The sequence below is a fragment of the Streptomyces sp. NBC_01450 genome, assembly GCF_036227505.1.
In the GTDB taxonomy this organism is placed as follows: Bacteria; Actinomycetota; Actinomycetes; order Streptomycetales; family Streptomycetaceae; genus Streptomyces.
In genome coordinates, this window is the sequence record NZ_CP109480.1 from 6,172,414 (window position 1) to 6,185,578 (window position 13,165).

Sequence of the window (13,165 nt, forward strand, 5' to 3'; positions counted from 1 at the left end):
GGATCAGACCTTGCCCTACAGGGAGCCGCTTCCAGACCCGAACGTAAGCGACGCGCTTACGACGCACCGGCACGGCCCCTTCCGTATGGGGGCGGCTGCGGGCCGGCGGGGGGCGGAAGGGCCGATCGCGCCGTTCCCCGCGCCCCTGGGGCGGGGCTTCGCCCTCGCATCTGCCGCCGCCCGGATTCGTTTGGCCGCCGCCGGTGGGGGCTGGTCGTGCCGTTCCCCGCGCCCCTGAAAGGGGCCACACCCCTCCCACCCCGGCTTGCATCCTTCAGTCTGTCCGGTGTTTGAGGACGGGGCGGGGGGCGATGCCCCTCCCACCCTGGCCCGCATCTTCAGCCCGTCCGGCGTTTGAGGACGAGGCCGTTCAGGCCGGTCGGGGGTTTGGGGGCGGAGCCCCCGAGTGGGGATGGGACGGGTAGGGGCGGCGGGGGCGGAGAACCTGGGCGCAGCCCCGGTGTGGAGGCCCGCCGAGGAAACCCTCGGCTCCACGCACCGGGCGAGGTGAGAATAGGCGGGTGCGGTACAGAATCCTGGGGGTCGCCCAGGCGGAGGATGATCAGGGGGCCCCGGTCACGCTGGGCGGCCCCCGTGTACGCGCTTTGCTCACGGCGCTCGCCCAACGAGCGGACCGCACGACCACCCCCCAGACCCTGATCGACGAGGTATGGGCGGACGATCCCCCGCTGGACGCCCCGGCCGCGCTGCAGGCCCTGGTCGGCCGCCTGCGCCGGGCGATCGGCAAGGACGCGGTCGTCTCGGAGACGGGCGGCTACCGGTTGCGGGTCACCAAGGACGACGTGGACCTGCGCGTCTTCGAGCGGCTGGTGAGGGAGGGCAAGGCCGCCCTGGAGCGCGGCGACGCGACCACCGCCGCACACACCCTGTGCGAAGCCCTCGCCCTGTGGCGCGGCCCGGCCCTCGCGGACCTCCCCGACCGCGACGCCGCGACCCGCCTGGACGCGCTCCGTCTGGAGGCGACACGCGCGCGTATCGACGCGGACCTGCGACTGGGGCGCGCCCCCGACGTCGTACCGGAGTTGAAGGAGCTGACGACGGCCCACCCGTACGACGAGGCCCTGCACGCCGTGCTCATCCGCGCCCTGCGCGACGCGGGCCGGGGAGCGGACGCGCTCGCCGCGTACGAGGGGGTGCGCCGCGCCCTCCAGGAGGGTCTGGGGGCGGATCCCGGTGGGGAACTGCGGAGCCTGCACGCCGAGTTGCTGGCCCCGGCGGGAGAGGGCGGGCCGGGGTCCATACCCCCGTATGCCGGTGATCGGGTACGGAGGGGAGGGGACGGTACGGAGGTGTCCGCCCGCAGCGGCGGGCGCGTCGGCCCTGGCTCCTTCGAAGAGCGGCCGATTCCGGGCCCGACGGAGGGCGGACACCTCCGCCCCGGTCCCGGCTCACACCCCCACCCACGCCCCGACCCCGAACGCACCGGCAACCTCCGCCCCCGCCTGAACTCCTTCGTCGGCCGGGAACCCGAACTCGACGCGATCCGTTCGGATGTGCGGAGGGCACGCCTGGTCACGCTGACCGGACCGGGCGGTTCGGGAAAGACCCGCCTCGCCGAGGAAGCCGCCGCCGGGCTTCCGCAGGCGTGGCTGGTCGAGCTGGCCCCGCTCGACCGGCCCGAGGCGGTCCCGGGCGCGGTGGTCAGCGCCCTCGGTCTGCGCGAGACCGTGCTGATGACCAGCGAGATGTCGATGGCCGGCCAGAGCGACCCGCTCGCTCTGCTCGTCGAGTACTGCGCCCCGCGCAGTCAGCTCCTGATCTTTGACAACTGCGAGCATGTCATCGGCGCCGCCGCCGAGCTCGCGGAGATTCTCCTCACCCGCTGCCCGGGGCTCACCATCCTCGCCACCAGCCGTGAACCCCTCGGCGTGCCCGGCGAGTTGGTGCGCCCGGTCGAGCCCCTGCCGCCCGACCCCGCGCGCCGGCTGTTCATGGAACGCGCGGCGGCCGTACGTCCCGACGCCGACGCCGCGCTCCACGACTTCGAGGCGGTGGACGAGATCTGCCGGCGGCTCGACGGCCTGCCCCTGGCCATCGAGCTGGCCGCCGCGCGGCTACGACTGCTGACGCCTCGCCAGATCGCCGACCGGCTCGACGACCGTTTCCGGCTTCTCACTTCCGGAAGCCGTACGGCGCTGCCCCGCCAGCAGACCCTGCGCGCGGTCGTCGACTGGTCCTGGGACCTGCTCGACGAGCGGGAGCGGACCGTGCTGTGCGAGGCGTCCGTCTTCGCGGGCGGCTGGGATCTCACGGCCGCCGAAGCCGTGTGCACCGGTTCCAGTACCGGTGCGGTCGCCGGAGGTGTGGCCGATCTCGTCGGGGCGCTCGTCGACAAGTCACTGATCGTCGCGACCCCGTCCGCCCCGTACGACGAGGACGGCAGTGGCGGCATGCGGTACCGCATGCTGGAGACGATCCACGAGTACGCCACCGAGCGCGCCGCCGAAGTCCCCGAGCTGCGCGCCGCGGCCGAGCGGCGCCATCGTGCGTGGGCGCTCGACCTCGTCGAGGAGGCCGAGCCGCTGCTGCGCTCCGCCGCGCAGCTGCCCTGGATCCACCGCCTGGAGACCGAGCTCGACAACATCCGGGCGGCCCTGCACCGTGCGATCGTCGCCGGTGCGGAGGAGGACGCCGGTGCGCTCGTCCTCGCCATGGGCTGGTTCTGGTGGCTGCGCAACTTCCGCCGCGAGGGCGGGGAGTGGACGGACCGCGTGCTGCGGCTGGGCGCGGCGCTCGACGCGACGGGCGCCGTGTCCGAGGCGAACGGGTCACACGGCGGCGCCGGTGGCGACCTCTTCGCCGACCTGGACCGTTTCGACCCGCTGGCGGCCTTCCTCGGCGCTCCGGACCACGAGGAGTCCCATCCGCTGCACGGCATGCGGATGCGGGTGCGCATGCTGCACCTGTTCATGCTGGTGGAGACCGATCCGTTGGACACGGGGGCGTATCCGTGGATTCCGGAGTACATCCTTCGGGTGCGGGACTTCTTCGAGAAGGGCGGTCCGGACGCGGCGACCATGCCGGGCATCGTCTGGCCGTTGACCGCCTTCTTTCTGAGCGGCTGGCGCGACGTGCGTCCGGCGATGGACGCGGCGCTGGCCAACTGCCGCGTGTACGGAGGGGAGTGGGAGGTCGGCGTCACCCTGATGTTCCGTACGCACATGGTCGTCGACGCCCCGGGCGGCATGCCGGGCGTGGACGACGACCTCGCGGAGCTGCGGGTGCTCAGCCGGCGGGTCGGCGACCGCTGGGTGCGCGCCCAGGTGTGCAGCGCCGCAGGGGAGACGGCCATGGCGCGCGGTCTCTACGAGGAGGCCAAGGGCGAGTACGAGGAGGCGCTGCGGCTCGCCTTCGAGGTCGGCGCGTACGCAGAGACGCCCTTCCTCATGGCGCGGCTGGCCGAGCTCGCCTACCGGGCGGGTGATCGCTCGCGGGCGCTGACCGCCCTGGACGAGGCGAACGCCGCGGCCGAACGGTACGGCGTGACGGACTCCCGCGCCTTCGTCCGCCTGCTCCGCGCCCAGCTGGCCCTGGACGACGGCGAGGTCGCCTTCGCGCGCGAACAGTGGCGGCAGGCGTGCGAGATGACCGCCCGCGGCACCCCGCCGCCGCAGTTCATGGCGGCGCTGAACTGGGTCGAGGCGCTCGTGACGGCCGCCGAGTCCGGCCCGGAGCCCGGCCTGCGCAAGATGGTCGACGCGTTGGCCGCGGCGGTGACGGGGCGGTGCGCCGACGTGGTGACGGCGAGTTTCGTCGAGAGCACGGCGGGCCTGCTGTCCGAGCTCGGCGACCATCCCCGAGCGGCCCGCCTGCTTGCCGCCGGCACGTCTTGGCGCGGCGGTAACCCTCGTCCCGCACCGGAGCGCACCGGCGCCGAGCGTACGGAGGCCGCCGCGCGTGCCGCCCTCGGTCCCGTCCACCATGAGTCCGAGCGGACGACGGGGGCGGGCCTCACCCAGGCCGACGCCCTGCGGGAGCTCGCGGAGGCGCTGAAGGAGTACGAGTAAGGAGCATGAGGCGGGGGCGAGGGAGCAGCTCAGCTCACTGGCACTGGAACTTCGACTCCGCCCAGTCCGCAAGGGCCACCGCGTCGAAGTTCCTGTGCGGTGCGACGACCAGCCGAACCGTTGTGCGGCCGGTGAGGCTCACATGCACGGGGATCGCGGGGTCGCCGTCCTCGACCAGTGGCGACCGCCACAGGCGGACTCCGTCGGCGTACACGGAGAAGCTCACCCGGCCGCGGCCCGGCGTCAGGTCGTCCACACCGACGAGCGCGTCGAACGCCGAGCAGTCGCGATTGAGGTCGATGGTGACGGACGACCCGCCGTGCACGGTCACGCCGTGCGTGTACTGCCGACCCGCGATCGACACCCCCCACCGCTGCCACACCCAACTGCTCTCGTCGAGCCGCATCTCGGGCTTGGTGTGGTCGCCGGTGACGCCGTACTTCAGATCGTTCCACTGGTAGACGACCGGCGCGGGAGGCGGTGGCGGGGTGGGCTCGGGCGTTGGAGTGGGCGCCGGTCTGGGGGTCGGCTTCGGCTTCACCTGCGTCGGCGTGGGAGACGACTTGGGCTTGGGCGTGGGCGTTGGCTTGGGGGGCGGGGGCGGGGGCGCAGTCGGGGTCGGGCTGGGTGTCGGCGCGGGGGCCACCACCGGGGGCTGTTGCGCGGGCTTCTTCGACGGAGCGGGCGTCGGCTGTGGCGCTTCGGCCACCGGCGAGGTCGCCGGCGGCTTGGCTTCGGGCCTCTGGGCCTCGGGCTTCTTGACCGGGCTGCCGTTGCCGACGAGGGCGAGTACCACCGCCGCCGCGGCCACCGTGACGACTCCCGCCGCGATACCTGCCTTGACCGGCGCCCCGAGCCCCTCCGAGGCGGCCGCGCCGCCCCCGGCACTCGCCCCGCCGCTCGCCGCCGCGGCGCCGGCCGCGCCCGCTCCGGCGCCACCGGCGATGAGCGCGACGGCCTTCGCGTACCCGGCGGCACCGAACCAACCGATGACCGCGACCGGTACGACCGCGGGGATCCCGCCGGCGACTTCCTTGATCTGGCCTGCGGCCAGTCGGCACTTGGCGCACTCCTCCAGGTGCTTGCGCAACCCGCGCTCGGCCCGGGTGCGCAAGCCGCCGCGGGCATAGGCGCCGAGCCGGTCGGCGTAGCGTGCGCACTCCTCGTCCATGGTGAGCCTGGCGCTGACGTGTGCCTGGAGGTACGCCTGTTTGAGGCCTTCGCGGGCGCGGCTGGCCAGGACGCGGGTGCCGTTGGCGTCGAGCCCGAAGAGCGTGGCGACCTCGCTCGGGGACTCGTCCTCGACCTCCGTGTGCCACAGCACGGCCTGCCAGCGCTCCGGCAGTGACCGGAACGCCCGCATGGCCATCGACTGCTCGGCCTCGTGCATCGCCCGTACGTCGGCGCCCAGGTCCATCGTGGCGTCGTCGGACACCTCGGAGGCACGGGAGGCGTGCGCGGCGAACACCGCGAAGTCGTCCACCAGTTGCTCGCGCTTCGCGGACTTCGTCCAGTCGGCGGCGACACGGCGGAGGGTCGTGAGCAGATACGCGCGTACGGCGTGCTCGGGGCCGTGGCCCCGGCGGACCGCCTGGAGCATGCGGGCGAAGACCTCGGCGGTGAGGTCGTCCGCGGTGTGCGCGTCCCGGCAGCAGGTACGGGCATAGCGACGGACGGCTTCCGCGTGACGGCGGTACAACTCCTCGTACGCCGTGTCGTCGCCCGCGCGCATCCGCTCGATCAGATCGGCGTCGGAGGGCGGCAGCTCGATCGGGGGCGGCAGGACCGGACCGACGTCACGCGGGTCGAGCCGGTCGCGCTGCGCCGGAACGCTGAGGTCCCTCGAAGCACTTGAAGCACCTGAAGCACCTGAAGCACCCGGCGTACCCGAGGGTTCTGGGGTGATGTCCGACGGACGGCCCTGGCTCGGTACCTGTCGCGAGGGCGGCCCACCGGCCTCCGCGCCACCGTCATCGAGTGACTCGTCCCGCCCGTCAACGCTCATCGCGGAAAGCCCCCGCCTGCACACTCGGACCCGAATACCGGGACAGAGTGCCACACGCTTCAGGGGCGGGACCCCGCCCCACGGACCAACCACTCGTCCGTGGGGCGTTGCCACACGACAGCACTAGTGGTCACTCGTTTGGGCAATAGTCAATAAACGCTCCCCGTAAGGCAGTTGCCGCTACGACCGGAATGTGCCGATATGAATCGGGTCGCCGAAGTCACCCGGCTCGCCCGGGCCACTCAGGTGACCCCGGTTCGCCTCACCCCGACCGCCGTCACGCCGGCCCCGTCACGCCGGACGCGAGCGCAGCCCCTCCAGCAGGATGTCCAGCAGCCGGGCCGAGGCCGCGGCCTGCTGGGCGGCATCCGGCAGCGAGGGCGCCGCCGTGGCGATGACCAGCAGTACGTCCGCCACGGTCACGTCCGCCCGCAGCTCGCCCGCCGCACGCGCCCGATCCACCAGCCGGCCCACCACGTCGAGCAGCGCGGCCGCACCGGCGTCGTCGGCCACCGCGGCCATGGCCTCCTGCTCGGGCGCCGACCGCTGCTCGACGAGCCGGAGCTCGGGGGCGGGCTGGGACCGCTGCTGCGGCACCCGCGCCTCGTCCGCCAGGGGCCCCTCCTCCGCGACGCCGACCCGCAGCACCTGCGGCGGCAGCAGCCGCCCGGCGCCCGAGGCCACCGACGTACGCAGGAAGCGCGAGAGGGCCGACCACGGCTCGTCCTCCTGACCGAGCGCCGCGCGCGCCTGGTCGGTCAGCCGGGAGGTCTCTTCCTCGGCTATCCGACGGACCAGGACGTCCTTGCTCGGGAAGCGCCGGTACACCGTGCCGACGCCGACCCGGGCGCGCCGCGCCACGTCCTCCATCGGCGCGCCGTACCCCAGCTCGCCGAAGACCTCGCGCGCCGCGCGCAGTACGTGTTCCAGATTGCGCTGTGCGTCCACCCGTAGCGGCGTCGTCCGCGATCCGTCCATCGGACCGCGGCCATTGCCGCTCACTGCCGCGCCGACCGTGCCACCGGATGCGATGGCAGACGCGGAAGACCAACGAGAGTCCTGAATGTGCATAAGCGTTCCCCCGGTAATGACGTCTCCCCCCGGAGACTCTCCCCGCCATTGGTAGCCGGAGCGTGCGGAACAAGCTTGATTCACGAACCCGTCGAGCGGACTCGTCGAGCGCATCCCCCTACACCCCGTCGACACACGAACATAGTTGAGTGGGGGTCAATTCAGAAGGGGCAGGTTCCGCACGGAGCGCCCCCCGATCGGAGTACGGGTCTGTTACCTCCCGATTACGCCCCCTCCGAACCCCCCGAACATCCCCGCTGACCTGCGCACTCTTCTCGCACTCCGGCAATCCGGCCAACCCCTCGGGCCCTCGACGGCCGGTCACACAAATTGTCGAGCCTGTGGACAAACTCAAGAGCGGGGTGCGTCATGGGATGGTGAAGGAACCTGTGCGCATTCTCATCGTCGGCGGCGGCTACGTCGGGATGTACACCGCCCTGCGCCTCCAACGAAAGTTGAAGCCGGAACTTAGTCGGGGCGAGGCCGAGATCACCGTCGTCTCCCCCGACCCCTATATGACGTATCAGCCGTTCCTTCCCGAGGCCGCCGCGGGCTTGATCTCGCCGCGCCATGTGGTGGTCCCGCTGCGCAGGGTCCTCGACCGGTGCCGGATCGTCGTCGGCGAGGCCCACAGCATCGACCACGCCAAGCGCACCGCGACGCTCAGCACGCTCGCCACCGCGGAAGAGGGCGCCGGCACGGAACAGATCACGTACGACGAACTCGTCCTCGCCCCCGGCTCGGTCTCACGCGCCCTCCCGATTCCCGGACTCGCCGACTACGCCATCGGCTTCAAGACCATCGAGGAGGCCATCGGGCTGCGCAACCACGTCATCGAGCAGATGGACATCGCCTCCTCCACCCGGGACCCCGCGATCCGCGACGCCGCCCTGACCTTCGTCTTCGTGGGGGGCGGTTACGCGGGTGTGGAGGCGCTCGGCGAACTCGAGGACATGGCCCGCTACGCCGCGCGCTACTACCACAACGTCAAGGCCGACGACATGAAGTGGATCCTCGTCGAGGCGTCGAACCGCATCCTCCCCGAGGTCGGCGAGGAGATGGGCAAATACACGGTCACCCAGCTGCGCCGCCGCAACATCGACGTACGTCTCGAGACCCGCCTCGACTCCTGCGCGGACCGGATCGCCGTCCTCAGCGACGGCGCCCGCTTCCCCACGCGCACGGTCGTGTGGACCGCCGGCGTGAAACCGCACCCGATCCTGGCCGCCACCGACCTCCCCCTCAACGGGCGCGGTCGCCTCAAGTGCACCCCGCAACTGACCGTCGACGGCGCCCCGCACGCGTGGGCGGCGGGAGACGCCGCCGCCGTCCCCGACGTCACCGTCGAGGAGCCCGGCAAGGAGACCGCGCCCAACGCCCAGCACGCGGTACGCCAGGCCAGGGTCCTCGGCGACAACATCGCGCACTCCCTGCGCGACGAGCCCTTGGAGACGTACTCCCACAAGTACGTCGGCTCGGTCGCGTCCCTCGGGCTGCACAAGGGGGTCGCGCACGTCTACGGCCGCAAGCTGAAGGGCTATCCTGCCTGGTTCATGCACCGCGTCTACCACCTGAGCAGGGTCCCGACCTTCAACCGCAAGGCCCGCGTACTCGCCGAATGGACCTTGGCGGGGCTCTTCAAAAGGGAGATCGTGTCCCTCGGATCGCTCGAACATCCTCGAGCGGAGTTCGAACTCGCGGCCGGTGGAAAGCATCCTCTCGACCCGAAGCTCGACCCGAAGGGGTCGTCCTGACCGGACCCAGGAACTCCACCGATCAGGCGGGCGTCTGACGGATGTCGGTCCGGTCGGCCAGACTGGTCCCGACCTTGGGCGGGCCGACGGTTCGCTCTTCGCACCCACAAGCTTCTTCCCAAGCGCCGCATCTCCCGGATTTCGATCAGGGAGGCAGCGCTCCAGTGGCTCCGGCCGCGGGCCGGACCCCCGGCCGGATCCGGAGCCGACCGGAGACGACAATCACGAGGCAAGGATTCGGTGAATTTCACCCGCTGGAGCGCCCGGCTCCCCGGAACACAGCGCCGCACCGCGGCGCGGACCGAACACACGGCCTCTCCGGACCGGCGAGGAGAGGGCTCCGTGCCCGCGGCCCGCGCCGAGCAGCTGACCGACGACGCGCCACCCGTCCCCGCCGTCGACGACCTGCCCGTGCGTGAGGTCCTCGACCGCGTTCCTGCTCTCGTCGCCCTCGTACACGGCCCCGACCACCGCCTCGCGTACGTCAACGACGCCTATGTGGCGGCCTTCGGCGCCCGACCCGTCGGCGAACCCGCGCGCGAGGCCCTGCCCGAGCTCGCCGAGATCGGCCTGCTCCCGCTCCTCGACCAGGTGCTGCGCAGCGCCAAGCCGCGCACGGTCAAGTCCCGCAAAGCGCCCGGCGGTCGCTCGTACACCTTCACCTGCACGCCCGTCGACGCCACCCCGGAGGTCCAGGACGGCGGCGTACTCGTCTTCGCCACCGACGTCACCGACCACGCCGAGGCCGCCGAGCGGCTGCGCGCCAGCGAGCGCCGCCAGCGTGAGACGGCCGTCACCCTCCAGCGCTCCCTGCTCCCCCAGGAGCTGGAAGAACCCGACGACCTGCGCGTCGCCGCCACCTACCAGCCCGGCGGCACCGAGGCCGCGGTCGGCGGCGACTGGTACGACGTGATCACCCTCGGCGGCGGCCGCACCGCGCTCGTCATCGGCGACGTGATGGGCCGCGGAGTGCGGGCCGCGGCCGTCATGGGGCAACTGCGCACCGCCGTACGCGCGTACGCCCGCCTCGACCTGCCCCCGCACGAGGTCCTGCAGCTCCTCGACGGCCTGGCCACCGAGATCGACGCCAACCAGATCGCCACCTGCGCGTACGCCGTCCATGACCCCAACGAGGGGCGGCTCGTGTACGCCTCCGCGGGCCATCTCCCGATCCTCGTCCGCGACGAGAACGGCACGGTGATCCGCGCCGACGAACCCACCGGGCCGCCGCTCGGCACCGGCGGCTGGATGCACGCCTCGGGCTCGGTCCCGCTGGGTCCCGGCTCCACGGCCGTCCTCTACACCGACGGCCTGGTCGAGCGCCGCGACGAGGACCTCGACGAGGGGATCGCGTCCCTGGAGCGCGCCCTGGCGGGGGCGACGGGCACACCCCAGGTCGTCTGCGACCGCCTCGTCCGCTCCGCCGGCGTCACCGCCGACCACGACGACGACGTGGCCGTCCTCGTCCTCCAGCACCCCGCCCGTACGGGCCCCGACGGTGAGCTCTTCCGCAACGCGGCCCTGGAGCTGCTCGGCGGGGTCGAAGCGGCTCCACGCGCGCGTGCCTTCGCCTCCGGCGTGCTGACGAGTTGGCGTTTCCCGTCCGAACTCCATGACCTCGGCGTCCTCGCCACCAGCGAACTGGTCGCCAACTCCCTTCAGCACGGCACCCCGCCGATGCGGCTCCGGCTGCGCCGTACCGACCGCCGCCTCATCATCGAGGTCACCGACGGAGACGACCACCTGCCCCGGCGGCGCCGCGCCGAGCCCGCCGACGAAGCCGGACGCGGTATCGCGATCGTCGCGACGATCGCCTCCGGTTGGGGGTCCCGCCGTACGCCAGGGGGAGGGAAGGCGGTGTGGTGCGAGTTCGCCCTGCCACGCACCGCCGGCTGACCGCTGCCGCCAGGTGTGTTCCTTGAGAAACAGAAGACGGCCGCCGCCACGCCGAAACGTGGTGGCAGCCGTCGTACGAACCTCTGTCAGGCGCTCGCCGGCACCGGCTCCGCAGGCGCCGCCCCACCCTGAGCCACCACCCGGCTCTTCGCCAGCCACGGCTGGTTCTGTACGGGGCTGAGCTGTCGCCCGAGCCGCAGCGCCAGGAACGTGATGCCGAGGGAGAAGAGCAGGAACGTCACGACGTACGGACCGTGCAGCGACGCCCCCATCGGACCGCCCACCGCCGGACCGATGGCCAGTGCCAGCTGCTTCACCAGGGCGAAGGCGGAGTTGTACTGGCCGGCCAGCCCCGTCGGCGCCAGATCCGCGACCAGCGGCGCCACCGTCGGCGACAGCATCGCCTCGCCGAGTCCGAACAGCGCGTACGTCGAGACGAACGCCGCCGTGGCCATCGTCCGGCTGCCGTGTCCGAGCCCCGCGTATCCGGCGGTCAGCCACGCCACGGCCCAGATGAGACCCACCGCCGCGATCACCCGCGTCCGCTTCCGGCGCTCGACGAACTTCAGCACCGCGAACTGCGCCACCACGATCATCGCGGTGTTCGCCGCCATCGCCGTACCGAGCGCGGACGGGGAGATCCCGGCCGCCTCGACGCCGTACGCGGACAGCCCCGACTCGAACTGCCCGTAGCAGGCGAAGAACAGCACGAAGCCCAGCACGGACAGCTGCACCATGGCCCGGTTGCCGAGCAGCTGCTTCCATCCGCCGCCCTCGGCCTGCGGCGCGTTCCCCTTGATCTGCGGCGCGTGCGGCACCCGTACGGTCGCCATGATCACGACCAGCACCAGGAACATCGCCGCCTCGATCGCGAACAGCAGCGTGAACGAGCTCGCGCGGGTCGTGTCGACGATGTGGCCGCCGATCAGACCGCCGACACCGAGCCCGAGGTTCTGCAGGAAGAACTGCGTCGCGAAGGCACGCGACCGCGTGTCCGCCGTCGAGCAGTCCACGATCATCGTCGCCAGCGCCGGCTGCATGACGGCCTGTCCCGCTCCGAGCGCCGCCGCCGACAGCAGCACGGTCGTGGCGTTGCTCGCCAGCCCCAGACTCAGCGCCCCGAAGGCGGCGGTGACCAGGGCGGTGAGCAGGACCGGCAGCGGGCCGCGCCGGACGATGGCCCGCCCGGCGAACGGCAGCACCACGAGAGCGGCCACGGCGAAGACGGCGAGCACAAGGCCCGCCGTCATGGAGCCGAGTCCCCGAACCTGCGCCACATAGACGTAGAGGAAGGGGACGGTAAAGCCGAGCCCGAACGCTCCGAGTGCGTTGCCCACGTGGATCCGGCGCATCGCTGCGCCCATCGCCCTGGTCACTTTCACCTGCCTTGGTCGTGAAGCAGCGGCATGCATGGATGCAGGCCTGAAGACTTCAAAGCTAAAGTTAGAAGTTGAACTGTACAGCTCGAAGGACTTCAATGCCAAGCGAGCTCATGCGATACTTCGGACATGGGCGACACCCCCGGCGTCACTGAGCCGACAACCGAGCCGACACTCGACGAACAGATCGCCGCCTACCAGCGCGAGTTCCGGGACCTCGACCCCCAGGTCGAGAAGATCGTGTCGGCCCTCGGCCGCCTCAATCGCCGTATGCACGTGGCCTACGGCCGCCAGACCGCCACGCTCGGCATCAGCAACGCCGAGTGGGAGGTCCTCAAGGCCCTCGTCCTGTCCGGCGCGCCCTACCGCATGGGCCCCAGCGACCTCGCCAAGCGGCTGGGCCTGACCCCGGCCGCGATGACCCACCGGATCGACCGCATGGTCGCGGAGGGTCTGGTCACCCGGGAGCGCGACGAGTCGAACCGCGTCCGGGTGATCGTGGAGCTGACGGACGAGGGGCGCGAGAAGTGGCTGGAGGCGATGCGCCTTGCCACGGTCTTCGAGGAGGACCTCCTCCAGGACCTGTCCGCCGATGAGCGCGGTGTCCTCGGTGAGGTCCTGACCCGTCTTCTACGACGGGTGGAGCACGCCCAGCCCGACGCGGGCGGCCGGCTCAGCGACCTCGATTAAAAGATCTTGACAGGGACGGTTGACACCACCCTGCTGGATCCGTAAGGTTCTTCGAGTTGCCACGGGGCCGTAACGGTTCTGCGGTAGCACCTCCGCCGCAGTAGCGGCACCCAAACCACCAGCACGATCGCCCAGTCGGGTGAATTCGGCGTGCCCGAATTCAATTCGATTGGGACGCGGCGGTCCGATTAGGAACTCGCCGAGACGATCCGCTAAAGTTTGGGACGTCGGAACGGCCGAAGGGCCGGGAAGACAAGCCCCGCTGACTGGGAATCAGGCCCGAAAGGATCTGATAGAGTCGGAACCGCCGGAAAGGGAAACGCGGAAGCGGAAACCTGGAAA

7 protein-coding genes are annotated in these 13,165 nt (G+C 71.7%); 4 read left to right on the forward strand and 3 right to left on the reverse strand.

All coding sequences use genetic code 11. The features are described 5' to 3' along the window. Positions 1 to 521: 521 nt before the first annotated feature. The gene (locus tag OG568_RS27570) at positions 522 to 4,028 is read left to right on the forward strand and encodes an AfsR/SARP family transcriptional regulator (RefSeq protein WP_329533489.1); all 3,507 of its coding nucleotides are present in this window, start codon (positions 522 to 524) and stop codon (positions 4,026 to 4,028) included. Between the two features lie 34 nt (positions 4,029 to 4,062). Here the strand turns inward: OG568_RS27570 and OG568_RS27575 are convergent, their stop codons facing one another. Next, positions 4,063 to 6,033 (reverse strand): sigma-70 family RNA polymerase sigma factor, encoded by a 1,971-nt coding sequence (locus OG568_RS27575; RefSeq protein ID WP_329533490.1) that lies wholly within the window; start codon positions 6,031 to 6,033, stop codon positions 4,063 to 4,065. Positions 6,034 to 6,324: 291 nt separating this feature from the next. After that, positions 6,325 to 7,104 carry a TetR/AcrR family transcriptional regulator gene (locus OG568_RS27580; RefSeq protein ID WP_266583595.1) on the reverse strand — a complete coding sequence of 260 codons (780 nt, stop codon included), beginning with the start codon at positions 7,102 to 7,104 and terminating at the stop codon, positions 6,325 to 6,327. Positions 7,105 to 7,478: 374 nt separating this feature from the next. Here OG568_RS27580 and OG568_RS27585 point away from each other — a divergent pair, with 374 nt between their 5' ends. Then, the gene (locus tag OG568_RS27585; protein WP_329533491.1) at positions 7,479 to 8,858 is read left to right on the forward strand and encodes an NAD(P)/FAD-dependent oxidoreductase; all 1,380 of its coding nucleotides are present in this window, start codon (positions 7,479 to 7,481) and stop codon (positions 8,856 to 8,858) included. A gap of 240 nt (positions 8,859 to 9,098) precedes the next feature. Continuing rightward, on the forward strand, positions 9,099 to 10,754 hold the full coding sequence (locus OG568_RS27590) for an ATP-binding SpoIIE family protein phosphatase (RefSeq protein ID WP_266433046.1): 1,656 nt from the start codon (positions 9,099 to 9,101) through the stop codon (positions 10,752 to 10,754). An 86-nt stretch (positions 10,755 to 10,840) separates the two neighbouring features. On the opposite strand, the gene OG568_RS27595 is transcribed toward OG568_RS27590, so the two are convergent. Further along, on the reverse strand, positions 10,841 to 12,118 hold the full coding sequence (locus tag OG568_RS27595) for an MFS transporter (protein WP_329533492.1): 1,278 nt from the start codon (positions 12,116 to 12,118) through the stop codon (positions 10,841 to 10,843). A 144-nt stretch (positions 12,119 to 12,262) separates the two neighbouring features. Here OG568_RS27595 and OG568_RS27600 point away from each other — a divergent pair, with 144 nt between their 5' ends. Further along, a complete protein-coding gene (locus OG568_RS27600) occupies positions 12,263 to 12,823 on the forward strand; it encodes a MarR family winged helix-turn-helix transcriptional regulator (protein WP_266433050.1) in 561 nt (186 codons plus the stop codon). The last annotated feature ends 342 nt before the right edge of the window (positions 12,824 to 13,165 follow it).